26 protein-coding genes are annotated in these 22,902 nt (G+C 75.5%); 22 read left to right on the forward strand and 4 right to left on the reverse strand.

Features of this window, described 5'->3' with window-relative positions:
* The first annotated feature begins 142 nt into the window (after positions 1-142).
* From ABD353_RS05095 to ABD353_RS05105, 3 genes are all read left to right on the forward strand, one after another.
* Positions 143-856 carry a VIT1/CCC1 transporter family protein gene (locus ABD353_RS05095; protein WP_344622247.1) on the forward strand — a complete coding sequence of 238 codons (714 nt, stop codon included), beginning with the start codon at positions 143-145 and terminating at the stop codon, positions 854-856.
* 297 nt (positions 857-1,153) lie between these two features.
* Positions 1,154-1,420 (forward strand): SHOCT domain-containing protein, encoded by a 267-nt coding sequence (locus ABD353_RS05100; RefSeq protein ID WP_344622248.1) that lies wholly within the window; start codon positions 1,154-1,156, stop codon positions 1,418-1,420.
* 23 nt (positions 1,421-1,443) lie between these two features.
* Positions 1,444-2,052, forward strand: coding sequence for a hypothetical protein (locus tag ABD353_RS05105; protein ID WP_344622249.1), 609 nt, complete (start codon positions 1,444-1,446; stop codon positions 2,050-2,052).
* 202 nt (positions 2,053-2,254) lie between these two features.
* On the opposite strand, the gene ABD353_RS05110 is transcribed toward ABD353_RS05105, so the two are convergent.
* Positions 2,255-2,692: a DoxX family protein gene (locus ABD353_RS05110; protein WP_344622250.1), complete on the reverse strand. Its 438-nt coding sequence runs from the start codon at positions 2,690-2,692 to the stop codon at positions 2,255-2,257.
* 302 nt (positions 2,693-2,994) lie between these two features.
* On the opposite strand from ABD353_RS05110, the gene ABD353_RS05115 reads away from it, so the two are divergent.
* The 16 genes from ABD353_RS05115 (at position 2,995) to ABD353_RS05190 (ending at position 16,750) form a co-directional block, all read left to right on the forward strand.
* Positions 2,995-3,681, forward strand: coding sequence for a response regulator transcription factor (locus ABD353_RS05115; protein WP_344622251.1), 687 nt, complete (start codon positions 2,995-2,997; stop codon positions 3,679-3,681).
* A gap of 6 nt (positions 3,682-3,687) precedes the next feature.
* Positions 3,688-5,085, forward strand: coding sequence for a HAMP domain-containing sensor histidine kinase (locus ABD353_RS05120; protein ID WP_344622252.1), 1,398 nt, complete (start codon positions 3,688-3,690; stop codon positions 5,083-5,085).
* A 203-nt stretch (positions 5,086-5,288) separates the two neighbouring features.
* Positions 5,289-5,591: a hypothetical protein gene (locus tag ABD353_RS05125; RefSeq protein ID WP_344622253.1), complete on the forward strand. Its 303-nt coding sequence runs from the start codon at positions 5,289-5,291 to the stop codon at positions 5,589-5,591.
* Positions 5,588-6,598 carry an FAD:protein FMN transferase gene (locus tag ABD353_RS05130; RefSeq protein WP_344622254.1) on the forward strand — a complete coding sequence of 337 codons (1,011 nt, stop codon included), beginning with the start codon at positions 5,588-5,590 and terminating at the stop codon, positions 6,596-6,598. Before ABD353_RS05125 ends, ABD353_RS05130 begins: the two co-directional genes overlap by 4 nt.
* Entirely contained in the window at positions 6,595-7,341 is a 747-nt protein-coding gene (locus ABD353_RS05135) for a ferric reductase-like transmembrane domain-containing protein (RefSeq protein ID WP_344622255.1), read from the forward strand. Before ABD353_RS05130 ends, ABD353_RS05135 begins: the two co-directional genes overlap by 4 nt.
* Complete coding sequence (locus ABD353_RS05140; protein ID WP_344622256.1) at positions 7,338-8,678, forward strand: NADH-ubiquinone oxidoreductase-F iron-sulfur binding region domain-containing protein; 1,341 nt, start codon at positions 7,338-7,340, stop codon at positions 8,676-8,678. Before ABD353_RS05135 ends, ABD353_RS05140 begins: the two co-directional genes overlap by 4 nt.
* Positions 8,675-8,896, forward strand: a complete 222-nt coding sequence (locus ABD353_RS05145) for a ferredoxin (RefSeq protein WP_344622257.1) — start codon at positions 8,675-8,677, stop codon at positions 8,894-8,896. Before ABD353_RS05140 ends, ABD353_RS05145 begins: the two co-directional genes overlap by 4 nt.
* A gap of 115 nt (positions 8,897-9,011) precedes the next feature.
* Positions 9,012-9,743 carry a hypothetical protein gene (locus ABD353_RS05150; RefSeq protein WP_344622258.1) on the forward strand — a complete coding sequence of 244 codons (732 nt, stop codon included), beginning with the start codon at positions 9,012-9,014 and terminating at the stop codon, positions 9,741-9,743.
* Positions 9,744-9,939: 196 nt separating this feature from the next.
* Positions 9,940-11,121, forward strand: coding sequence for a 4Fe-4S dicluster domain-containing protein (locus ABD353_RS05155; RefSeq protein WP_344622259.1), 1,182 nt, complete (start codon positions 9,940-9,942; stop codon positions 11,119-11,121).
* Positions 11,118-11,573: a cyclic nucleotide-binding domain-containing protein gene (locus ABD353_RS05160; protein ID WP_344622260.1), complete on the forward strand. Its 456-nt coding sequence runs from the start codon at positions 11,118-11,120 to the stop codon at positions 11,571-11,573. Before ABD353_RS05155 ends, ABD353_RS05160 begins: the two co-directional genes overlap by 4 nt.
* Complete coding sequence (locus ABD353_RS05165; RefSeq protein ID WP_344622261.1) at positions 11,570-12,367, forward strand: FAD/NAD(P)-binding protein; 798 nt, start codon at positions 11,570-11,572, stop codon at positions 12,365-12,367. Before ABD353_RS05160 ends, ABD353_RS05165 begins: the two co-directional genes overlap by 4 nt.
* 2 nt (positions 12,368-12,369) lie before the next feature.
* Positions 12,370-13,203, forward strand: coding sequence for an NADH-quinone oxidoreductase subunit B family protein (locus ABD353_RS05170; protein WP_344622262.1), 834 nt, complete (start codon positions 12,370-12,372; stop codon positions 13,201-13,203).
* Positions 13,200-14,546, forward strand: a complete 1,347-nt coding sequence (locus ABD353_RS05175; protein WP_344622263.1) for a Ni/Fe hydrogenase subunit alpha — start codon at positions 13,200-13,202, stop codon at positions 14,544-14,546. The genes ABD353_RS05170 and ABD353_RS05175 overlap by 4 nt, the downstream gene beginning before the upstream one ends.
* Positions 14,543-15,034 (forward strand): hydrogenase maturation protease, encoded by a 492-nt coding sequence (locus ABD353_RS05180; RefSeq protein ID WP_344622264.1) that lies wholly within the window; start codon positions 14,543-14,545, stop codon positions 15,032-15,034. The genes ABD353_RS05175 and ABD353_RS05180 overlap by 4 nt, the downstream gene beginning before the upstream one ends.
* 149 nt (positions 15,035-15,183) lie before the next feature.
* Positions 15,184-15,897: a CBS domain-containing protein gene (locus ABD353_RS05185; protein WP_344622265.1), complete on the forward strand. Its 714-nt coding sequence runs from the start codon at positions 15,184-15,186 to the stop codon at positions 15,895-15,897.
* A 31-nt stretch (positions 15,898-15,928) separates the two neighbouring features.
* Positions 15,929-16,750: a universal stress protein gene (locus ABD353_RS05190; protein WP_344622266.1), complete on the forward strand. Its 822-nt coding sequence runs from the start codon at positions 15,929-15,931 to the stop codon at positions 16,748-16,750.
* A 335-nt stretch (positions 16,751-17,085) separates the two neighbouring features.
* On the opposite strand, the gene ABD353_RS05195 is transcribed toward ABD353_RS05190, so the two are convergent.
* Positions 17,086-17,820 (reverse strand): hypothetical protein, encoded by a 735-nt coding sequence (locus tag ABD353_RS05195; RefSeq protein ID WP_344622267.1) that lies wholly within the window; start codon positions 17,818-17,820, stop codon positions 17,086-17,088.
* A 76-nt stretch (positions 17,821-17,896) separates the two neighbouring features.
* Positions 17,897-18,163, reverse strand: coding sequence for a metal-sensitive transcriptional regulator (locus ABD353_RS05200; RefSeq protein ID WP_263107000.1), 267 nt, complete (start codon positions 18,161-18,163; stop codon positions 17,897-17,899).
* A gap of 214 nt (positions 18,164-18,377) precedes the next feature.
* Between ABD353_RS05200 and ABD353_RS05205 the strand changes: the two genes are divergently transcribed.
* Positions 18,378-19,607, forward strand: a complete 1,230-nt coding sequence (locus ABD353_RS05205; protein ID WP_344622268.1) for a GNAT family N-acetyltransferase — start codon at positions 18,378-18,380, stop codon at positions 19,605-19,607.
* Between the two features lie 38 nt (positions 19,608-19,645).
* Here ABD353_RS05205 and ABD353_RS05210 read toward each other — a convergent pair whose 3' ends face one another.
* Positions 19,646-21,028, reverse strand: a complete 1,383-nt coding sequence (locus tag ABD353_RS05210; protein WP_344622269.1) for a rhodanese-like domain-containing protein — start codon at positions 21,026-21,028, stop codon at positions 19,646-19,648.
* A gap of 304 nt (positions 21,029-21,332) precedes the next feature.
* Here ABD353_RS05210 and ABD353_RS05215 point away from each other — a divergent pair, with 304 nt between their 5' ends.
* Together ABD353_RS05215 and ABD353_RS05220 are read left to right on the forward strand one after the other, a co-directional pair.
* A complete protein-coding gene (locus ABD353_RS05215; protein ID WP_344622270.1) occupies positions 21,333-22,118 on the forward strand; it encodes a sulfite exporter TauE/SafE family protein in 786 nt (261 codons plus the stop codon).
* A 74-nt stretch (positions 22,119-22,192) separates the two neighbouring features.
* The gene (locus ABD353_RS05220) at positions 22,193-22,759 is read left to right on the forward strand and encodes a rhodanese-like domain-containing protein (protein WP_344622271.1); all 567 of its coding nucleotides are present in this window, start codon (positions 22,193-22,195) and stop codon (positions 22,757-22,759) included.
* The last annotated feature ends 143 nt before the right edge of the window (positions 22,760-22,902 follow it).

Here is a 22,902-nt window from a genome sequence, read left to right on the forward strand (position 1 = left end):
CCGCGAGGGCGCACGGCCGGGTGACACGGGCCCCGGCGGTCACCAAGCGGTCCTCCGGGCGCGACAACCGCCCACCGCCTGCCGATACTGACCAGGACGACTCGAACGCCCAGGTACCCCCTCGCCCAGGGACACCGCACGGATGACCTTCTTCGACAGGCTCGGTCCGCACCGGGAGAGCCACGCCGCCGGCCGGGCCGGGTGGCTGCGGGCCGCCGTGCTCGGCGCCAACGACGGTCTGGTCTCCGTCGCCAGTCTGATGGTCGGCCTCGCCGCCAGTGGGGCGAGCACCTCCACCGTCGTCACCGGCGGCCTGGCGGGCCTCTCCGCCGGTGCGATGTCGATGGCCGTCGGCGAGTACGTCTCCGTCAGCTCCCAGGTCGACGTCGAGACCGCCGACCGGGCCAAGGAGGCCCGCGAACTCGCCGAAGCACCGGAGGCGGAACTCGACGAACTCACCGCCATCTACGAAGGCCGCGGCGTCCCGCGCGACCTCGCCCGGCAGGTCGCCGAGGCCCTGCACGAGGCCGACCCGCTCCAGGCCCATCTGCGCGACGAGCTCGGCCAGAGCGAACACACCGCCGCCCGTCCGGTCCAGGCCGCGCTCGCCTCCGCCGCCAGCTTCCTCGCCGGCGGACTCGTCCCCTTCCTCGGCCTGCTCGCAGGATCGGCCGGCGCACGCCTGTGGCTGATCGTCGCCGTCACCCTTTGCGGCCTCGCCCTGGCGGGCGTGCTCGCCGCCCTCGCCGCCGGCACGGCCGTCCTCCGCCCGACCCTGCGCGTCGTCATCGGCGGCGGACTCGCGATGGCCGTCACCGCGGCCGTCGGCCAGCTCGCCCAGGTGTCCGGCGTGTGAGCCCCCGGGCCCCACACGGCGAGAGCAGCCGACCAGCCGGGGACGGCCCAGAGCGCCGACCACCTCCTGGCCAGGGCGGTGCCTGTCGACGTGCCGCCGCCCCTCACCACCCGACCGGCGACCGGGCCCAAAGCCACTCGGCCATGCCGCGCCCGGCGCCCCGACCGCGGGGGCGGCCGGCCGCGACGGCGCGGTGAGCGTGCCGTTCGGCTCACGATCCGGGGCCGGACGGCCCAGGCCGTCCACTGCCCTGTTCGGACAGGCTGGAGAAGAGGGGATGCCGAGGAGGTGGTCACGGTGATGCACGGGGACGGTGGAGGCTGGGCGTGGATGATGTTCCTGCCGCTGCTGTGGATCGGCCTGGCCGGGCTGATCGGCTGGGCGGCCGTCCATCTCGCCCACCGGCCGGCCGAAAGGCAGGGCGAGAGCGCCCCGCCCGGCCCCGTGCCGGGGCACGCGACGCCGCGCGAGGTTCTCGACCGGCGGTACGCCTCGGGTGAGATCGACACCACCGCCTACCGCGAGGCGCGCGAACACCTCGCCGGCGGACCACCGGAGCGGTGATGACCGTACTGCGCGGACGGTGGTTGCCACTCTCAGTGTTCGTCGTCGCCGTGGCCGCGCTCATCGCCTCCCTGATGTGGGTCACCGGTGGCACCGGCGCCTCCCCGTGGCGGGCCGGCCCGGGCATGATGACCGGTCCCGCGTCCACGGGCGGCCCCGTACGCTCGTTCGCCGACGCCGACCGGGCCGCCGAACGGTTCGCCGCACCACGGCAGCTGCACGTCGGCGAAGTGATGCGCTTCAGCAACGGGTACTACGCCGAGCTCCTGGACAAGGGCGGCCAGCGTGCCACCGAGGTCCTCGTCGACCCGGGCAGCGGCACCGTCCGTCTCGAGTACGGGCCGGCCATGATGTGGAACACCGCCTACGGCATGATGCCCTCGCCGGCCCGCACCGTGACGGTCGGCCCGGACCGGGCCGTCGCAATCGCCGATCAGTGGCTTGCCGGCCACCGCGCCGGCGAACACGCCGCCGAGCCGGACACCTTCCCGGGCTACTACACCCTCCACACACTCGACGGCTCCGGACGGATCACCGGCATGCTCTCCGTCAACACCGCCACCGGACAGGTCTGGTACCACACCTGGCACGGCACCTTCCTGGAGCTGCAGGAGCAACCCGACGCCCGCTGACCCCTCCGGACCGGTGGAACAGCGCCGGCCTCGGCGCGGGCGAGCCGGACCACCGGGCGACGTCGGGGACGGCAGTCGGCAAAGGCCGCGACGCCGGCAACCGGAGCGCCGAGTGCAGTGGCCACGCATCCACTCCCGTCGGGCGCTTCGCCGGCCGGGCCGGGAACGGCTGCGCGGAGCCGTTCCCGGCCGGCCGTGGAGATCAGGCCGAGGCCACGGCCGCACCACCGGTTCGGCGCCGGACCACCGGTCCGAGCGCCAGACCGCCAGGTCCGGTGACCGCGATCAGCAGGAAGGCCCAGCAGAACATCACCGCGGGCTCGCCGCCGTTCTGGATCGGCCACAGGGCGTGCTCCTGGTGGACGCCGAAGTAGGCGTAGGCCATCGAACCGGAACAGAGCAGCGCGGCCGGGCGGACGGCCAGCCCCAGCAGGACGAGGGCGCCCGCAGCCAGCTGGATGACGGCCGCCCACCAGCCGGGCCACTGCCCGACCTGCGGCGCCCTGCCGTGCGCGCCGCCGAGGACGCCGAACAGGGTCGCGGCGCCGTGGCACGCGAAGAGGAGGGAGACCACGGAGCGGAACAGCCCCAGCACGGTGGGTCGGGCGCGCTCGACGAGCAGCGAGAGGTCTGCGGACACAGGGACTCCTTGGGTGGGGACGAGGAGATCGGGCAGGCGGCCGAAATGGGTCGGGCGCGCAACGACGGCCGGCACCGGCCGCACACTCGGAACGGATGTGACGCCCACGCATCAAGACTGATGACATGTCATGTCCCTGGCCAGATCTGGGAACCTCTGAACTTCCTCTGAATCCCGCCGCCCGGGCCTCGGTGCGGCAGTCGTCGGGTCCCGGGCTCCGTGCGGGCAGCAGGGCGCGGTCGCGCCCGTCGCCGGACGCACGGCGAGGCGGCGGCCCCGTGCGCGCCCCCTACGCTGGAGCCATGCACGACACGGGTACGGACACTGCGGCGGTACGGGTGCTCGTGGTCGAGGACGATGCGGGGATCGCCCGGTCCCTGGTCAGGGGTCTGCAGCGGGCCGGGTACGTGGCGCAGAGCGTCGGGACGGGCCGCGCGGCCCTCACCGCCGTCCCGCCCCCGGACGTGGTCCTGCTCGATCTGGGGCTGCCCGACCTGGACGGCGTCGAGGTGTGCCGCCGGCTGCGGCAGCACGGCGGCGCGGCGATCATCGTGGTGACCGCGCGGGGTGAGGAGGGCGACCGGGTCTCGGCCCTGGACGAGGGCGCGGACGACTACCTCGTCAAGCCGTTCGGCCTGGCCGAGCTGCTGGCCCGGATCCGCGCGGTGCTCCGCCGCACGCGCCCCGCCGAACCGGACCTGCTGCGCCACGGCGTGCTCATCGTCGACCGGCGGACGCGCAAGGTGAGCGTGGGCGGGACGGAGGTCGCCCTGACTCCGAAGGAGTTCGACATCCTGGAGTGCCTGGCCGTCGACCCGGGCCGGGTGGTCTCCCGCCAGGAGATCCTGGAACGCGCCTGGGACGAGCACTGGTACGGGCCCACCAAGGTGCTGGACGTCCACATGGCCGCACTGCGCCGCAAGCTCGGTGTGCCCGGCCTGGTCGAGACGGTCTACGGCCGGGGCTTCCGCCTCGGCGAACCGGGCTGAGCGGCGATGACCCGCCGGATCGCACTGACCGTCCTGGCCCTGGTGACCGTCCTCCTGGTGCTCGCGGTCGTCCCGCTGGGGGTGCTGCTGACGCAGCGTGAGGAGACCTCCTTCCGCGGCGCGGCCGAAGCCGCGGCACGGACGCTCGCCTCCGCCGCCGAGGAGAACCTCTCCGACCACAAGCCGGACACCGACCTGCGCGAGCTGCTCGACGAGACGCAGGACGAGGGCGGCTGCGCGGCCGTCTACGACGCCGCGGGCAGGGTGATCGCCCGCACCTCGTGCGCCGCCGCGACCTCCCGGACCGCCCGCGGCCTGGTGGCCGCGACCCTCGCCGACCAGCGCACGGTCGCCCACCGGTCCGGCGACGCCCTGACGGTGGCCACGCCGGTCGGTGACAGCGCGGACGCGGTCGGCACGGCCGTCCTCGTACGGTCCGCCGATCCGCTGGACGACCGGACCGCCGTGGTCTGGGCCTGGCTCGCACTCATCGGCGTCGTCGGGCTCGTCCTCGGGACCCTGGTGTCGGTGCGGCTGGCCCGCTGGGTGGGGCGTCCGCTCCAGGCGGTCGACGCCGCAGCCCGGCACCTGGGCGAGGGCGCGCTGGACGTCCGGGCCCCGGCGGACTCCGGGCCCGAGGAGGTGCGCCGGCTCGCCGCCACCTTCAACACCATGGCGGCACGCACCGAGGCCCTGGTGCACGGACACCGGGCGGTGACCGCCGACGTGTCCCACCAGCTGCGGACCCCGCTGACGGCACTGCGGCTGCGGCTGGACCTGCTGGCCGCGGACGCCGAGGGCGAGGACGCGGTCGAGCTCGCCGGCGCCCAGGAGGAGATCGCCCGCCTGTCGCGCCTGGTGGACGGCCTGCTGGCGGCCGCCCGCGCCGAGAACGCCGTACCCAGGCCCGTCCCCGTGCGCGTGGACGAGGTCGTCGCGGAGCGGATCACCGCCTGGGAGCCGGTGGCCGCCGAACGGCAGGTGGAACTGGCCTCGCACAGCCCCGGCCGGCCCGTCGTGTACCTCGGCGCCGGCGACCTGGAGCAGCTGCTCGACAACCTGCTGGCCAACGCCCTGGAGGCGGTGCCCGGAGGCGGCCGCATCCGGGTGGAGGCCGCGTCCGCGGCGGCCTCCTTCGGGCCCGGCACGGAACTGCGGGTCGTCGACGACGGGCCGGGGATGAGTCCCGAGGCGCGGGCGACCGCATTCCGGCGCTTCGGCAATCCGGAGGCGCGCGGCACCGGCCTCGGCCTGGCCATCGTGCACCGGCTGGCGACCGCCAACGGTGGCACGGCCCGCCTGGAGGAGACCGCGGGCGGCGGTCTGACCGTGGTGCTGGAACTCCCCGCCGTCCCGCGCGGGCAGGGGCCGGAACCGGGCCGTCCCCCGCAGCGGACGGGCTGAGCCCGCCGTCGGCAGGCGGTCCACCCTGCCCGTTCCCGACCGCCGTGAGATCAGGTGTCCGCCCGCCTTTACGGGATGCGAAGGATTTCTGAACGGTATCCCGACCGCCCGTGTCGGACGCTGGAGACGGACGGTCCGGAGGCGACCCCACCGTCCGCACCCCATCACGAGGGATGCCGGGACGCCACCACCGGAGGTGCACCATGCCGGACTCCGACCCGCAGGACAGCCTCGCCGCCCGCCGGCGCGAGCGGGGGCTGCGCCGCGTCGGCGCGGTCACCGCAGCCCTGCTGACCACGGCCGCCGCGGGCACGGCGGGTGCCGGCGCGGAGTACCGCGCCCTGCTGCCGGGTGCCACCGCCGCGCCCGCGACGTCACCCGACTCCGGGACGCCGGGCACGACCGGGACGACGAACCCCCGGTCGGCCCTGCAGCCTCCCTCCCGGGCCCCGGCCCCGGTCGCCCCGCACAGCCGGGCGCCGTCCGCCACCACCGGTGCGTCATGACCACCCCGATCGTGCGGCACACCACCACGACGTTCCCGGCCCTCGGAACGACGGCGGTGCTGCTGGTCGCCGAACCCTCCGCCACGGCCGTCGCCCTCCGGGTGCTGGAGGAGGAGCTCGCGGCGATCGACCTCGCGTGCAGCAGGTTCCGGCCCGACTCCGAGCTCTCCCGGGCCAATGGCGCCGACGGAGCGGTCACCGCCGGACCGCTGTTCGCCGAGGCGATCGACGCGGCACTGCGGGCGGCCAGGGCCACCGACGGCGCGGTCGACCCCACGGTCGGCCCCTCCGTGGCGGCACTCGGCTACGACCGCACCTTCGCCTCCGTCAGCCCCGACGACGTGGGTCCGGTGACCGCCGTCCGGCCGTCCGGCTGGCGCACCGTCGGCTGGGACCCCCGAACGCGCCGGCTGTACATGCCGCCGGGCACCGCGCTCGACCTCGGAGCGACGGCGAAGGCACTGGCCGCGGACCGCGCGGCCGCACGGGCGGCACGCACGGCGGGTTGCGGCGTCCTGGTCTGCCTCGGCGGTGATCTGGCAGCGGCCGGCCCCGCCCCGGCGGGGGGGGGGCGGGTCGCGGTCGCCGACGACCACGCGGCCCCGGCGGACGGGGCGGGTCCGGTGGTGTCCGTCACGGGCGGCGGCCTGGCCACCTCCGGCACCACCGTGCGGAGCTGGCGGCGGGGCGGCCGGGTTCTTCACCACATCGTGGACCCGGCCACCGGGGACGTCCCGGCCCCGCTCTGGCGGACGGTCAGCGTCGCCGCGGCGACCTGCGTGGACGCCAACACCGCCGCCACCGCGGCGATCGTGCGGAGCGCGCACGCCCTCGGGTGGCTGCACCGCCTCGGTCTGCCGGCCCGCCTGGTGCGGACCGACGGCTCCGTCGTGGTCGTCGGCGGCTGGCCGGCGGACCCGGCCCCCGTCCCTGCGCCCGGCAGCGGCCCCGGCCTCAGTGCCGGTGCCGGGCCGGGACCCCACAGCCCGGCGGGAGTTCCCCGATGACCGGCACCGTCCAGCTCGCGACCACCGCACCGAGCCCGCTCTGGTACGCGACCCGGGCCGGCGGCACCGTCGCCCTGCTCCTGCTCACGGCCACCCTCGTCCTGGGGATCGCCGCAGGCGGCCGGTACGCGCCGAAGCGGATCGCCCGGTTCGAGATCGGGGCGCTGCACCGCAACCTCTCGCTCCTCACCACGGTGTTCCTCGGCCTCCACATCGCCACCGCGATCGCCGACCCGTTCGTCCGCCTGAGGTGGCTGGACGCGGTCGTACCGTTCGCCTCCTCCTACCGCCCGTTCTGGCTGGGCCTCGGCGCCCTGGCCGTCGACCTGCTGCTCGCCGTCCTGGTGACCAGCGCGCTACGGCTGCGGATCGGCCGCCGGAGCTGGAAGGCGGTGCACTGGCTCGCCTACGCGCTCTGGCCTCTGGCGCTCCTCCACGGGGCGGGGACCGGGACGGACACCCGACTGACCCTGCAACTCGGCCTCGCCGCCGGCTGCCTGGCTGCCGTGGTGGCGGCGGTGTGGTGGCGCCTGCTCCGGGCCGGCCCCGGTCACCGGGCCGGCCGGCTGTGGGCCGCCCTGGCGGCGGCAGCCGTCCCCGCCCTCGTGGCGGCGCTGCTGGTGGCCGGGCCGGCGCGGACCGGATGGGCGCACCACGGCGGCACCACCGTACGCCCTGGCACCGTCGCCACCGACCGGCAGACCGCCGGCGACGACGGCGACAACGGAGGGGAGGACGAGTGATCCCGCAGACCCGCGCCGTGGCAGCGCCGCAGCCCGCGGGCATCCCCGAAGGACCGGCCGACGCCCGGCTGCTGCACGGTTGGTACAGCACGGGCGGCCCGGCCGGACTGACCGAGCACCTGGAGCGGTACGGCCCGCCGCCCACCGCGTCCGGACGCCGGGCCGCGGACCGGCTGATCCGGGCCGTCGAGGAGGCCGGACTGACCGGGCGCGGCGGCGCCGCCTTCCCCACCGGCCGCAAGCTCCGCTCTGTCGCCGCGCGGCGCGGCCGGGCCGTGGTCGTCGCCAACGGCATGGAGGGCGAGCCGGCCAGCGGCAAGGACGCCGCTCTGCTCGACCTCGCCCCGCACCTCGTCCTCGACGGCGCCGTCCTGGCCGCGGCGGCCGTGGGAGCATCCGCCGTCCACCTCTGTCTGGCCCGCACGCGGCCGTGGCAGCTCGCACGGCTGACCGCGGCCGTCGACGAACGCGGCCGGGCGGGTCTCGACCGGCTGCCCGTCCGGGTGCACGCCCTGCCCCACCATTACGTCTCCGGTGAGGAGACCTCGCTGGTGCACTGGCTGAACGGCGGTGACGCCCGTCCCACGGCCGCCCCGCCGAGGCCGTTCGAGAAGGGTGTGGGCGGGCGCCCCACGCTCGTCGACAACGTGGAGACCCTGGCCCACCTCGCCCTCGTCGCCCGGTACGGACCCCGGTGGTTCCGCAGCGCGGGCAGCCCGGACGCACCCGGGACGACCCTGGTCACGGTCTCCGGGTCGGTCCGCGCCCCCGGCGTCCGGGAGATCCCCCTCGGCACCCCGGTCGGGTCCGTCGTCGAAGCCGCCGGCGGTGCGTCGGAGCCGCTCGGCGCGGTCCTCGTCGGCGGGTACTTCGGCAGCTGGCTGCCGTTCTCCGCCGTGGGCGTGCCGTTCAGCAGGGCCGGCCTCGCAGGGCTCGGTGCCGGGCCGGGCGCGGGGGTGCTGGTCGCGCTCCCCCGCGACGCGTGCGGCCTCGCCGAGACCGCCGGGGTGCTCCACCACCTCGCCGTCCAGAGCGCGGGGCAGTGCGGTCCCTGCCGGTTCGGGCTGCCCGCGGTCGCGGAGGACTTCGCGCGGCTCGCTGCCGGGCACACCGACCCCGGGCTGCTCGACCGGCTGAGCCGCCGCACCGGGCTGCTGGCCGGGCGCGGTGCCTGCCGCCACCCCGACGGCGCTTCGCGGCTCGCCGCGACCGCCCTGGAGGTGTTCGCCGACGACGTGCGCCGGCACGTGCGGGGCGGGCCGTGCGGCGCCGCCGGGCGACGCTCCGTCCTCACGGTGCCCGCTGCGGCGGACCCGGAGAGCGAGGGATGGCGGTGAGCGGGCACCGCCGACTCACCGTGGACCGCATCGCCTGCGACGGCCGTGGCCTCTGTGCGGAGCTGCTGCCCGAACTGGTCGTCCTCGACGAGTGGGGCTACCCGATCCTCGTCCGGCCCGACGTCCCCGACGAGTTGCTGTCCGAAGCCCGGCGCGCGGTCGCGGCCTGCCCCGTCCTCGCCCTGCGGATCGAACGCACCCGTCCCGGCCGTACGTGACCTGAACCACTTCTTAGTGCCCGCTCGGGCACACTGCTCGCGGCCTCGCACCGGGCGGGCCGCCGTCCCGCGCACCCCTGCGCGGTCCTGCACCAGCGGAAGGCGGAACCATCACATGCTCTCGACAGGCAGCGACGCGGCCCCGGCCGACAGTGCCGCGCCGATCCCGGCGGGTCGGCTCGGCGGGCCGGAGGGGAACCGGCGACTGATCGCCGCCACCGGAGCCCTCCTGCTGCTGCTCCTGGCGGCCCAGGGCGTGACCATCCTGTTCCTGGACCGGCTCCTCACCTGGCACTTCTTCATAGGCATGGTGCTGGTCGGCCCGGTCGTGCTCAAGCTCGGCAGCACCGGCTACCGCATCGTGCGCTACTACACCGGCAGTCCCGCCTACCGTCGGCAGGGGCCGCCCCATCCGCTGCTACGACTGCTCGGCCCGGTCGTGGTCGCCACCACGCTCGCCGTCCTGGCCACCGGGGGTGCCCTCGCCCTCCTGGGCCGCGACACCGGAGCGCTGCCCGTCCTCTTCCTCCACAAGGCCGCCTTCGTCTGCTGGGCGGCGGCAACCACCGTCCACGTCCTGGCCCACGTGTGGCGCCTGCCCGGGCTGATCGGCGCCGACCTGCGGCTGCGGGCCGCCCGGCACGGCCGACCCCGCGTCCGCGGAGCCGCGGTCCGCTGGTCGCTGCTGCTCACCGCGCTCGGCGCGGGCCTCGCCCTCGCGCTGGCCGGTGCTCCGACGGCCGGCCGGTGGCACGCGTCCACCCAGCACGCGAAGCGGCACCACACCAACCGCGCCGTCACCGGATCGCCGGTCCGCGACCGGATCCCCGAAGCACGGCTCGTCTGACCTCCTGCGGTGCAGCGCCACGCCTCGGTGGGTCGACGGGACGGGCCACGCCCTCGCAGCTGAATCGGGTCCGTGGAGGGACGCGGGATGCGGCCATCCGGGCGTATCCCGTGGTGTCCGGCGGCGGCCTCCCGCTTGTGGGGCACCGATCTGTGCGACAGATGGAAGCGGACGGCGGCTGAGGAGGGCACACGACATGACGGCGCGCAGCGGTGCCCCTGGTCCGGCGGGCGAAGGCGGTGTCATCGGCATCGACGGCCTGGCGGCCCTGGTGGACGTGCTGCTGGCCCGGGGCTTCACGGTGGTGGGCCCGACCGTGCGGGACGGGGCGATCGTCCTCGACGAGCTGGCCTCCGCCGATCAGCTGCCGTACGGCTGGGGCGTCGAGTTGGAGGCCGGGTCGTACCGGCTGCGCGAGCGCTCCGACCGGGCGGCCTTCGCCAACGCGGCGGGCCCGCAGTCCTGGAAGTCCTACCTGCACCCGGCGAGGGTCCGCCAGTGGCGGGCCGACCGGTCGGCGGGCGGACTGGCGGTGGAGTCGGACGAGCCGGTGCCGCACCGCTTCGCGTTCCTCGGGGTGCGCCCCTGCGACCTGCGGGCCATCGCCGTCCAGGACCGCGTGCTGCTCGGCGGCCGGCACCGCGATGCGGTCTACGAGGGGCGGCGGACGGGGGCGTTCCTGATCGCGGTCGAATGCACCGAGCCGGGCGGCACCTGCTTCTGCGTGTCCATGGGCACCGGCCCGGCGGCCGGCCCCGGCCACGACCTCGTCCTGACCGAGGTGGCGGACTCCGCGGGCCACCGGTTCTGGATCCGCAGCGGGAGCCCGGAGGGCGCCGAGGTCCTCGCCGAGCTGCCGCTGCGGCCCGCCGACGCACGGACCGTCGGCGCCGCACGTGAGGGGGTCTCCTCCGCGGCAGGACGGATGGGCCGCAGCATGCCGGAGGTGGACCTGCACCGGCTGATGGCCGGCACGCTGGACGCCCCACGCTGGGACGAGGTCGCCGAGCGCTGTCTGACGTGCGGGAACTGCACGATGGTCTGCCCGACCTGCTTCTGCACCACGACCGAGGACGTCACCGATCTGACCGGCGACCACGCCGAGCGGTGGCGGGTGTGGGACTCCTGCTTCGACCTCGACCACTCGTACCTGCACGGCGGCCCGGTGCGCGCGTCCGCGCCGAGCCGCTACCGGCAGTGGCTCACCCACAAGCTCGGAACGTGGTGGGACCAGTTCGGCTCCTCCGGCTGCGTCGGATGCGGGCGGTGCATCGTCTGGTGCCCGGTCGCCATCGACATCACCGAGGAGGCGGCGGCCCTGCACGACTGGGCCGGGCTGCGGGCCGGCTCGGACGGAGACGGGGACGGGCGGTCGTGACTCAACCGCAGCCACTGCTGGACGGCCTGTCCGACCTGCACCGGGCCCGCCTGCTCGGACTCGCGGACGACCGCGAATTCCCCGCGGACAGGCGCCTGTTCGACGAGGGCGGGGCGGCCGACCGGTTCTGGCTGCTCCGCTCCGGCGAGGTCGCCCTCGATCTGTACGTGCCCGGGCGCCGGCCGCCGGTGGTCGAGACGGTCGGCGCCGGCCAACTGCTCGGCTGGTCCTGGCTCTTCCCGCCGTACCGCTGGCACCTCGGTGCCCGCTCGCTCGGCCCGGTCCGTGCCTGGGAGTTCCCCGCAGAGCGGGTGCGGGCGCTCTGCGGGGCCGACCCGGAGTTCGGTCTCCGAGTCACCCTGCACTGCGCCGCCGTGATCGCGGAACGGCTCCAGGCCGCCCGACTGCGCCTGGTGGACCTCTACGCACCGGACGGAGGCGGTCCGCCGTGAGCACCGTACCCGTCCCGTACCGGGTGCTCTCGTCCCGGCCGGAGACCTCGGACTGCGTCTCGCTCACCCTCGCCGCGGACGGCGCGTCCCTGCCGGCCTTCTCCCCCGGGCAGTTCGCGATGGTGTACGCCTTCGGCGTCGGCGAGGTACCGATCTCCGTCAGCGCCGTCGGCGACGCGACGGTCACCTTCACCGTCCGCGCGGTCGGCGCCGTGTCGGCGGCGATCTGCCGATCCGCTCCCGGCGGCACCCTCGGCCTGCGCGGCCCGTTCGGCACCTGCTGGAACCTCGACGGGGCGGACGGCTCCGATGTCCTGGTGGTCGCCGGCGGCCTCGGACTGGCGCCGCTGCGGCCGGCCGTGCACCGGCTCCTGGGCAGGGCCGGGCGCCTCACCGTCCTGGTGGGGACACGCACCCCGGCGGACCTCCTCTTCCCCGGCGAACTCGCCCACTGGAGCGACCGGTGCCGGGTGGAGGTGACGGTGGACCGGCCGACTCCGCAGTGGCGGGGCAGCGTCGGGGTGGTGACCGCCCTGCTCGACCGGGTGGCCGTCGGGGCGGGCACCGCAACCGCCCTCGTCTGCGGGCCGGAGGTGATGATGCGACGCACCGCGGATGCGCTGCTCGCACGCGGCATGCCGCCCGAGCGCATCCAGATCTCGCTGGAGCGCAACATGCGCTGCGGAACGGGACACTGCGGCCACTGCCAGCTCGGACCGCTGCTGCTCTGCCGCGACGGCCCGGTGGTCGACTGCGCGGTCTCCCGACAACTGCTCGCGGTAAGGGAGCTGTAGACATGGACGATGCCGACCGGCCGACCCTGGCGGTGTGGAAGTTCGCCTCCTGCGACGGCTGCCAGCTGACCCTCCTCGACTGCGAGGACGAACTGCTGCCGCTCGCCGGACGGGTGAGCATCTCCCACTTCCTGGAGATGAGCAGCGCGGAGGGTACGGGCTCCCGGGGCCCGGCCGGCCTCGAAGGTGCAGGGCCGTACGACCTGTCGCTGGTCGAGGGCTCGATCACCACGGACGAGGACGCCCGGCGCATCCGGCACATCCGCGGCATCTCCCGCCGCCTGGTGACCATCGGCGCCTGCGCGACGGCCGGCGGTGTGCAGGCGCTGCGGAACTTCGCGGACGTCGCCGAGTTCCGCTCCGCCGTCTACGCCCGCCCCGAGTTCGTCGCGACCCTCGGCACCTCCACACCGATCTCGGCGCACGTCCCGGTCGACTTCGAACTGCGCGGCTGCCCGATCAACCGGCTCCAACTGCTGGAGGTGATCACCGCGTACCTGGTCGGCCGCAGACCCAACGTCCCGGCGCACAGCGTCTGCTACGAGTGCAAGATCCGCGGCACCACCTGTGTCACCGTGGCCCACGGCACGCCCTGCCTCGGCCCGGTCACCCACGCCGGGTGCGGGGCGATCTGCCCCACGTACGGGCGCGGCTGCTACGGCTGCTTCGGCCCGGTGGCCGACCCCAATCTGGAGTCGATGATCCGCCAACTCGGCCGGGACGGCATGTCCGAGCTGGACGTCGTCCGCGTCTTCCGCACCTTCAACGCCGCGGCGCCCGAGTACGGTCCGGTGCCGGAGATCGCCGAGGGGCTCGGCACCGAGGAGCCGCAGTGAGCCACGGGTCGTCGCGGGTCCTGCGGTTGGATGCCCTGGCCAGGGTGGAGGGCGAGGGCGCCGTCCGGCTGCGCCTGAAGGGAGAGGAGGTCGTCACCGCCGAGCTGCGGCTCTACGAGCCGCCCCGCTTCTTCGAGGCCTTCCTCGTCGGCCGGGGACACACCGAGCCCCCGGACCTCACCGCCCGGATCTGCGGGATCTGCCCGGTCGCCTACCAGATGACGGCATGTCAGGCGGTCGAGGCGGCCTGTGGAATCACCGTCGACGGACCGCTCGCGCAGTTGCGCCGGCTGCTGTACTACGGCGAGTGGGTCGAGAGCCAGTCCCTGCACGTCCACCTGCTGCACGCGCCCGACTTCCTGGGCTGCGCCGACGGCGTCGAGGTCGCCCGCGGACACCGGACGGCCGTCGAGCGGGGGCTGCGGATCAAGCAGGCGGGCAACGCGGTGGTGGAGGTGCTCGGCGGGCGCCCGATCCACCCGGTCAACGTCAGGGTCGGCGGCTTCCATCGGACCCCGTCACGGGCGGAACTCGACCCACTGGCCGAGCAGTTGCGCCGGGCGCGGGACGAGGCGCTGGAGGCCGTGGGCTGGGTCGCCGGCTTCGACTTCCCGGAGGCCTCCTTCGACGGCGAGTTCCTGGCGCTGCACGACCCGGGCGGCTACGCGATCGATTCCGGCGGTCCCGCCGTCCTGCCGCCGGCGGGGAGCCCGGGCGGGCCGCGGAGCCTTCCCGTCGAGGAGTTCGAGCGCCGTGTGGTCGAGGAGCAGGTGCCGTACTCGACGGCGCTGCAGTCGCGGCTGGACGGCCGCCCGTACCTCACCGGCTCGCTCGCCCGCTACGCGCTCAACGGCCGCTGGCTCCACCCGGCGGCCGCGGAGGCGGCGCGCGGCGCGGGACTCGGTGATCCGACCGCGGGAGATCCCTGCCGCAACCCGTACCGCAGCATCGTCGTGCGGGCCGTCGAGGTGGTGCACGCCCTGGAGGAGGCCCTGCTGATCATCGAGGGGTACCGGCCGCCGGAGCGGCCGTACGTGGAGGTGCCTGCACGGGAGGCCGTCGGCTGCGCCGCTACCGAGGCGCCGCGCGGCCTGCTGTACCACCGCTACGCGCTCGGCCCCGACGGAACCGTCACCCGGGCCCGGATCGTGCCGCCCACCGCACAGAACCAGGCGGCGATCGAGGAGGACCTCCGCCGCCAGGTCGGGGCCCGGCTGGCGCGGTCCCCGGCCGCCGTCGGGGACGGGGAGCTGGCGGCGCTGTGCGAGCGGGCCGTCCGCAACCACGACCCGTGCATCTCCTGCGCCACGCACTTCCTCGACCTCAGTGTGGAGCGGGAATGACCGGCCGGGTGGTGGTGATCGGGGTCGGCAATCCCTTCCGCCGCGACGACGGCGCCGGGCCGGCCGTGATCGAGTCGCTGCGGGCGCGCGGTGCACCGGCCGCCGTGCTCGCCCTGAGCGACGGGGACCCGGGCCGACTGCTGGACCTGTGGGGTCCGGCCGACACGGTGGTCCTCGCCGAGGCGGTGCGCTCCCCCGCCGGCCGCCCCGGCCGCCTGCACACCCTCCGGGGCGGACGGGCAGCCTCGCTGGCGGCCGCGACGGCCAGCACCCACGGGCTGGGCCTCGCGGAGACGGTGGCCCTGGCCGCCGCCCTCGACCGGCTGCCGCGTGCACTGGTCGTCCACGCCGTCGAAGGCGCGGACTTCACCCCCGGGCTCGGCCTCACCGACGCCGTCCGGGCTGCTCTTCCCGCCCTGGTGGGGCTGGTGGCCGGCTCCGTACGGGCCGCCTGCCGGGCGGTGCCGCCGGTCGGCGACCTGCGGTGATGCCCGACCGTCGCGGCTGGCCCGTTCTCCGTTGAGGACAGGGCCACCCGGCCCCGGCGGAAACCGCCACGGGGACCGAGACTGGAGGTGCCGCACCGTGGCCGAGCGTGCCGGGCCGGAGTGCCGGTCCGTCCGGAGAGGAGCACACCGTGCAACTCCGCACCGTCGAGGACGTCATGACCCACGACGTCGTCGCGGTCCGTCCCGAGACCGCGTTCAAGGTGATCGTGGGACTGTTCCACCGCCACGCCATCACCGCGGTGCCCGTGGTCGACGCCGGCTACCGCCCGGTCGGCATCGTGTCCGAGGCCGACCTGATCCGCGAGGAGGCGGCCCTGCCGGACGAGGACGCGTCGCGTTCCCGCCGGTTCCCGTCACACGCCCCGCACCGGACGGACGGAGGGACGGCCGAGTCCTTGATGACGAGCCCGGTGGTCACCGCGCGCTCCGGATGGAGCCTGGTCGAAGCAGCCCGGCTGATGCACCGCAGGAAGCTCAAGCGGCTCCCCGTGGTCGACACCTCGGGCCGGCTCACCGGCATCGTCTCCCGCAGCGACCTGCTCAGCCCCTTCCTCAGGCAGGACGACGACATCCGGGAGGAGATCGAGCGGGAGGTGCTGCTGGACGCCCTCCGACTCCCCGCGGACGCCGTGCACGTCACCGTCGACGACGGTGTGGTCACCCTGCGGGGCGCCGTCGGACGCAAGAGCCTCGTCCCCGTCGTCGAGGGCATGTGCCGCTCCCTCGACGGGGTCGTCGCCGTCCGACAGGAACTGGGCCACCGCATCGACGACACCGGTGCCACCACCGCGCCGCCCGCCGTTCGAGCCGCGCCCGGCCCGCACTCCGCCGCCCGGCCGTGAGCGGCCCTGCGGCCGTGGACAGGAGTGAACCGTGCACGAGGAGATCGCCGTCGGACTCGACGGCTCACCCGGAAGCAGGTCCGCCGCGCACTGGGCGGCCCGGGAGGCCCAGGTACGGGAGGTGCCGCTGCGGCTGTTCCACGTGTGGGTCCTGCCGCCGATGACCGCTCGGCAGACCGCCCGGGAGGGCGAGCAGGCGCTCGCGGGAGAACGTCTGCTGCAGCACATGGAGAGCGAGTTGCGGGAGCAGTACCCGGATGTCCTGGTCCTGACCCGGCTGGTGCCCGGCGAGTCCCCCGCCGAACTGCTGCCCGCCGCACACGAGGCCGCACTCCTGGTGGTCGGATCCCGCGGGCTGGGCGCCGTACGCGGTCTGCTGCTCGGCTCGGTGGCCCTCCAGGCGGTCTCCCGCTCCGACGTGCCGGTGGTCCTGGTCCGCGCGCCCGCGAGCGCGCCCGCCCCGCGGGAAGCGGCCGCACTGACGGGCGCGGTCGTGGCGGGCGTGAGTCTGCGGCCCGGACACGAGACCGTCCTGGAGTTCGCCTTCGCCGCGGCGGAACGCCACTGCGCGCCGTTGCTCGCCCTGCACGCGGGCGCCGGCAGACCCCCGGACCGCGATGCGCTGACCGCAGCACTGCTGCCGTGGCGCGAGAAGCACGCCGGGGTCCGGGTGGTGGAGCGGTGCGTCCCGGACGGCCCGGCCCGCGCACTGGCGACGGGCACCGAACGGGCCCGGCTCGTCGTGGTCGGCAGGGGCGGACACCGCAGCGGCCCGACGCCCCGGATCGGGCCCGTCGCACACGCCGCCGTCCACCGCGCACCCTGCCCGGTGGCCGTCGTCCCCGGCATCTGAACGCCACGGTCCGCACGGGCTCCGGGGCACGGGCCGCCGGCCGCGGCCCACGGGCGGGCGGTCGTCCTCGACGGCACGGCGGGCGGACCGCTCACGGCTTTCATACCCCAGGGGGTATCATCGGGACGGCAAGGACCAGTGACGCGAGACCGGGAGTTCCACCATGTGCCGACGGACGACGTGCCGCACCTGCGGCAAGGCCACCTACGCAGGGTGCGGGATGCACGTCGAGCAGGTCCTGGCCGGCGTCCCCAAGGCGGACCGATGCACCTGCGACAGGGCCGCCGGGAGCGGCCGCGGATTCCTGGCCAGGCTCTTCGGCCGCAGCTGAGGCGTCAGGCTTCGTCCCGCAGCTCCGCCACCCGGGCACCGAAGGCGCGCCAGCGGCGCTCGTTGGCGTGTACGAGCGCGGCCGACTCACTGAGCAGGTCCGCGGCACGGGCGACCAGCTCGGCGGCGGAGTAGAGCCGCTGCGGACCCGCCGGCCCCTCGGCGAGGTCCGCACGGAGGGCCGCCGGCCGGAGGTCGACCCGTTCGAGGATCTCTGCGGCCCGCCGCAGCACCAACCCGGCCAGGTCGGCCTGGTGGGCCGCCTGCCAGTCGTTGGCGATGATGCGGTGCCGCTCGCCCAGCAGGTCCGCGAAGCCGGGGAGGTCGAGCAGCGCCCGCGCACCGTCCCACGATGCCTGCATCGCCTCGGCGAGCCAGCGGGCACCCGACCCCAGGTCGTCCGCGGTCCGCACGAGATCCCGCTTGAGAAGGGCGAGTTCGACCGGCTCGTCCTCGCCCTCCATGAAGAGGACACCGCGGAGCTGGATGCCCACCGGTGAGGTGAGGTCCTCGGCGCCTTCGAACGGGTTCAGCGGCGAGGGCGTTGCCGGCCGGACCGCGGACCAGCGGTCGGCCAGGGCCAACAGGGTCCTCGCGTCGCGCTGCAGCAGCACGGCCTGCTCCCGGGGCGCCGAGGCGTAGAACTCCTCGTGCTCACGGTGGAACCGCGCCAGGTTCGCCATCGTGTCGAGCAGCGCGGGCGATGGGCGGCCCGGGCCGGGCGAAACGCTCCCGTCCATGCCCCCATCGTCGCGCGCCGCCCGACGGACGGCCTGCCGGGCACCCTCCGCGACGGCCTCCCCGCGGCAGCGCCGGTCAGGCGAGGGCGAGGAAGAGCTTCTCGAGTTCGGCCTCGGTCATCGGCGGGGTGTCGCCGTCGGCCGCGGCCATGCACTGGCGCATGCCACTGGCCACGATCTTGAACCCGGCCCGGTCGAGCGCGCGGGAGACCGCGGCGAGCTGGGTCACGACGTCCTTGCAGTCGCGCCCGGCCTCGATCATCGCGATGACTCCGGCGAGCTGGCCCTGGGCCCGGCGGAGGCGGTTGAGGACCGCACCGACCGAATCGTCGTCGACCTGCACTGCTGCACCTCCACTGCTTCGATTCGAAAAGCCCAGTGTACCCCGTGGGGTATACGTCCGGAGTCGCCCGCCGGGGGGCGGCCCCGCCCGACGGCCGGGTCCGGGGCCGTCCGCCCCTGCCGGAAATCCGGTTGACCACGGACCGCCGTGCGGCTGCACTGTGGCGGGGCACCACACCGCCGTGGTGCCGGTAGCCGGGGAGGCAGCGCCAGCCATGGACATCCGTCCCACCGACGACCAGGACCTGGACGTCTTCGTCGACACGCTCCACGCCGCGTTCGGGCGGTTCCCGGAGACCCCCGTCGACGGCGGCGGGGTCTGGTGGGCTGCGCTGGAGATGGACCGCAACCTCATGGCCCTGGCGCCTGACGGGCGGCCCGTCGGCACCGCCGGCGCGTACTCCTTCGAGCTGACCCTGCCCGGCGGGGTCCTGGCCCCGGCCGCCGGGGTCACCGCCGTCGGCGTCCTGCCCTCGCACCGGCGGCGGGGCGTGCTCACGGCGATGATGCGGCATCAGCTCACCGACCTGCGCGACCGCGGGGAGTTCCTCTCCGTGCTGCTGGCCTCCGAGGCCGTGATCTACCGCCGGTTCGGCTACGGGCCGGCGACCTACACGGCCCGGGTGACGGTGCCGCGGCACCGTTCGGCCCTCGCGGACCGACGGGCCCCCGAAGCGGCCGAGGCCACTGCGAGCGACTCGGCGACCGACTCGATCGAGGTGGTGAAGCGCACCGACTGCGGCGAGCTCCTCGAAGGGGTCTACGACCGCTACCGCCGCGCGCAGCCCGGCGCGCTGTCCCGGCCGCACCGCTGGTGGTCCTCCGGCGCGGGACAGCCGCCGATCGCCCCGGCGCCGCGGTACGTCGCCGTCCACCGGGACGCCGACGGCGTCCCGGACGGCTACGCGAGCTACTCGTTCGAGGCCGGGACCCTGACCGTCGACGAGATCGTCACCACCGGGGACGCCGTCACCACCGCCCTGGCCCGGTTCCTGCTCGACCACGACCTGGCCGACCGGGTCGTGTTCAAGCACGTCCCGACCGGGCATCCGCTGCGCTGGCAGTTCGAGGACTTCCGCGCCGCCGAGGTGACCGGCGACACCGACTGGCTCTGGGTCCGGCTGCTGGACGTCCCCCGGGCGCTCACCGCACGCGGCTGGTGCTCGGACGGCGAGCTCGTCCTCGACGTCGACGACCCGTTCCTCGGCGAGCGCGGCCGCCACCTGCTGACCGTCCGGGGCGGCAGGGCCGACTGCGTCCCGACGGACCGGGAGCCCGACCTGTCCCTGGACGTGAGCGACCTGGGGTCGATCTACCTCGGCGGCACCACCCCGAGCACGCTGGTGCGCGCCGGACACGTCCGGGCCCACCGCCCGGGTGCGGCCCTGCTCGCCGACGCCCTCTTCCGGGCCGAGCGCTCCCCGCACTGCCTGCACTGGTTCTGACCCCCGTACGGTCGCCCGCCGGTGACGCCCGCGCCGGCTCAGACCGCGGCCCGCCCGGCGGCCTGCCAGGCGCCGTAGCCGCCGAGCAGGTCCGACACGTCGGCGAAGCCGTAGTGGCGCAGCAGGCTGGCGGCGATGGAGGAGCGGTGGCCGCCGGCGCAGTGCAGGACGAGGGGCCGGTCGGCCGGGATCTCGGCGAGGCGGCCGGGCAGTTCGTTCAGGGCGATGTGCAGCGAGCCGTCCACCGCCCCCTCGGCGCGCTCGCCGCAGCTGCGGACGTCGACGACGAGCGGCGGGTGCTCGGCGGCGAGGGCGGTGCGCAGCTGGTCGACGGTGAGCCGGCTGGCGGGGGTGAGGTCGTCGGCGAACGCGGCGAGGGTGCTCTCGGGCTCGTCGAGGTGGCCGGCGGTGCGGTCGAAGCCGATGCGCGCGAGGCGGGTCACCACCTCGTCCTCGCGGCCGTCGGGTGCGACGACCAGGATCTCGGCGTCGGGCGACAGGACGGTGCCGGCCTGTTCGGCGAAGCGGCCGTCGACGGGGACGTTGATCGCGCCGCGCAGGTGTCCGGCGGCGAACTCCTGCGGGGTGCGGGCGTCGACCACGACCGCACCCGCGGCGCGGCGGGTGCCGAACTCGTCGACGGTGAGCGGCCGGTGGGCGCTGGCGGTGTCGAACAGGGCGCGCTCCTGGCGGTTGAGCACGGCGTCGTGGCCGAAGTAGCCGGGTGCCGCGGACTGGCCGGCGGTGACGATGGCGACGAACCGTTCCTCGCTCATCGGTGTGCAGGCGTAGTTGGTGGCGCGCTGGGCGCCGATGGTGGACTGCCGCTCGGTGGAGAGGTTCTTGCCGCAGGACGACCCGGCGCCGTGGGCGGGGAAGACCCGGACCTCGTCGGGCAGGGCCATCAGCCTGTGCTGGACGCTGTCGTAGAGCATCCGGCCGAGTTCGTCGGCGCCGGTGCCGGCGGAGGCCAGCAGGTCGGGGCGGCCGACGTCGCCGATGAACAGTGCGTCGCCGGTCAGCACGCCGTAGGGGACGGTGTCCGCCGCGCGCTCGAAGACCAGCAGGCTGATGGACTCGGGGGTGTGCCCGGGGGTCTCCATGACCTGCAGGGTGACGTCGCCGAGGCTGATCCGCTCGCCGTCGGCGAGCTTGCGGATCGGGTACTCGGTCTCCGCGCGCCGCCCGTAGCCGATCCAGGCGCCGGTGCGGGCGGCCAGCTCCAGGTGTCCGGCCAGGAAGTCGGCGTGGAAGTGGGTGTTCACGACGGCCTCGACGGTGAAGCCGTGGGCCTCGGCGTCCGCGAGGTACTCGTCGATGTCCCGGCGCGGGTCGACCACGACGGCGCGGCCGGTGGTCTCGTCGGCGACCAGGTAGGACGCCTGGGAGAGGCAGTCCAGGTAGTACTGGGCGAAGAACACGTCGATCTCTCCTGACAAAAATACGGGTGGGGGTATCCCTTGCTCTCCAAGATACCCCCATGGGTATTATCGGAGGCAAGGGGCGGCGCTCATCGGCCGCCGTCGTCACGCGGCCCGCCCCCCCTTCCCCCGCCAGGCCCGGCGCCGTTCCCGGCACCGGAGCGCCACGGCCCACCCGCCCTGCAGCACGACCACGGAGGCACGCCATGCTCCTGTCCCACCAGCCCCGCGCACCGCAGCCGACGACCTCGGACGAGGCCGGGCCCCCCGCCGCCACGGCGGACGGCCCGCAGGGGCGGGTCGCGTGAGTGCGCTCCTGCTCGGCCTGCCCGCCGGCGCCGTCGTCGGCCTGGCGCTGGGCGGCCTCGGCGGAGGCGGCAGCATGCTCGCCGTCCCCGCCCTGATCTACCTGCTCGGCTTCACCCCCGCACAGGCCGGCACCGCCAGCCTCCTGACCGTCGCCGGCACCTCGCTGCCCGGCCTGCTCGCCCACGCCAGGGCCGGGCGGGTCCGCTGGCGCACCGGCCTGCTGTTCGCCGCGGCCGGCCTCCCGGTCGCGGCGGCCGCGGGGGCACTGTCCTCGCACCTGCCCGCCACCCTGCTCACCGTCGCGTTCGCGGCACTCGCGGGCACCGCCGCCTGGCGCATGCTCGCCTCCGCCCGCAAACCGAAGGACGCCGCACGGCACCGCCCGGAGGAGATGCCGGACGACCGCCCGGCCGAGAGCGGGCCGGCCCGCCCGGCCACCGCGGGAGCCGGCCTCGGCGCCGTCACCGGCCTGCTGGGGGTGGGCGGCGGCTTCCTCGCCGTCCCCGCGCTGGTCTCCGTCCTCGCCTTCACCATGGCCGAGGCCGTCGGCACCAGCCTGCTGGTCATCTCCGCCAACTCGCTGGCCGCACTCGTCCCACGGGTCGGAGCGGCCGGCTCCCTCGACTGGGCGGTCATCGCCCCGTTCACCGCCGCCGCCGTGCTCGGCGCCTGGGACGGCAAGCGGCTGGCCGACCGCTTCAGCGGCCGCGCCCTGCAGACGGCCTTCGCCGTCGCGCTGCTCGCCGTCGCCGCCCTCATGCTCGTCGACGCCCTGCGCTGACGAATCCCCGTGCTCCGCCCGGCGCCCCCGCCCGGGCGGCCCGCCCCGCTGTTCCGGAAGGACTCCCCCGCACCATGACCACCCCCGTGACCGTCGCCCAGCTGCACCCCCGCCTCGCCGAGTTCACCGTCGTCGACGTCCGCTCCCCCGGCGAGTACGCCGCGGGCCACATCCCCGGAGCCCACAACGTCCCGCTCGACCGGCTCGACGAGGCCATGCCCACGCTGCGCGCCGTGGCCGGGCGGGGCGGGGTCGCCGTGGTGTGCGCCTCCGGCAACCGCTCCCGGACCGCCTGCGAGCGGCTCGCCGCCGAGGGGATCACCGCGCTCACGCTGACCGGCGGCACCTCGGCCTGGGCCGGCGACGGCCACCCGCTCGACCGGGTCGCCGGCGCACGCGCCGTGTGGGCCATGGACCGGCAGGTCCGCCTGGTCGCCGGCGGCCTCGTCCTCGCCGGTGTGCTGGCGGACCTCGTGCTGCCCGGCGCCCGCTGGATCTCGGCCGCGGTCGGCGCCGGGCTCGCGTTCTCCGCCGTCACCAACACCTGCGCCATGGGCAACCTGCTCGGCAGGCTGCCCCACAACCGCGCCCGCTCGGCCGGCACCGATCTGGCCACGACCCTGGCCGGCCTCCGCGGCTGACCCCGCGGGGACCGGGTCCCGGGGACGGGCGTCCCGTGCCCGTCCGTCCAGGGGATCAGGGTCGAACGGCCCCAGCGCCGGCCCGGTTCCCCGGCCGACGCTGGTGGTACGGGCGCAGGCGCAGCGACCCGCACGGCGGGTCA

It is taken from the genome of Kitasatospora arboriphila, from assembly GCF_039528095.1.
Lineage (GTDB): Bacteria > Actinomycetota > Actinomycetes > Streptomycetales > Streptomycetaceae > Kitasatospora > Kitasatospora arboriphila.

Excerpts from the sequence above, each read along its gene's own strand:
- ABD353_RS05120 (WP_344622252.1), top strand. The coding sequence starts at position 3,688 with ATGACCCGCCGGATCGCACTGACCGTCCTGGCCCTGGTGACCGTCCTC.
- ABD353_RS05205 (WP_344622268.1), top strand. The coding sequence starts at position 18,378 with ATGGACATCCGTCCCACCGACGACCAGGACCTGGACGTCTTCGTCGAC.
- ABD353_RS05155 (WP_344622259.1), top strand. The coding sequence starts at position 9,940 with ATGACGGCGCGCAGCGGTGCCCCTGGTCCGGCGGGCGAAGGCGGTGTC.
- ABD353_RS05130 (WP_344622254.1), top strand. The coding sequence starts at position 5,588 with ATGACCACCCCGATCGTGCGGCACACCACCACGACGTTCCCGGCCCTC.
- ABD353_RS05125 (WP_344622253.1), top strand. The coding sequence starts at position 5,289 with ATGCCGGACTCCGACCCGCAGGACAGCCTCGCCGCCCGCCGGCGCGAG.
- ABD353_RS05115 (WP_344622251.1), top strand. The coding sequence starts at position 2,995 with ATGCACGACACGGGTACGGACACTGCGGCGGTACGGGTGCTCGTGGTC.
- ABD353_RS05195 (WP_344622267.1), bottom strand. The coding sequence starts at position 17,820 with ATGGACGGGAGCGTTTCGCCCGGCCCGGGCCGCCCATCGCCCGCGCTG.
- ABD353_RS05170 (WP_344622262.1), top strand. The coding sequence starts at position 12,370 with ATGGACGATGCCGACCGGCCGACCCTGGCGGTGTGGAAGTTCGCCTCC.
- ABD353_RS05135 (WP_344622255.1), top strand. The coding sequence starts at position 6,595 with ATGACCGGCACCGTCCAGCTCGCGACCACCGCACCGAGCCCGCTCTGG.
- ABD353_RS05220 (WP_344622271.1), top strand. The coding sequence starts at position 22,193 with ATGACCACCCCCGTGACCGTCGCCCAGCTGCACCCCCGCCTCGCCGAG.
- ABD353_RS05150 (WP_344622258.1), top strand. The coding sequence starts at position 9,012 with ATGCTCTCGACAGGCAGCGACGCGGCCCCGGCCGACAGTGCCGCGCCG.
- ABD353_RS05095 (WP_344622247.1), top strand. The coding sequence starts at position 143 with ATGACCTTCTTCGACAGGCTCGGTCCGCACCGGGAGAGCCACGCCGCC.
- ABD353_RS05180 (WP_344622264.1), top strand. The coding sequence starts at position 14,543 with ATGACCGGCCGGGTGGTGGTGATCGGGGTCGGCAATCCCTTCCGCCGC.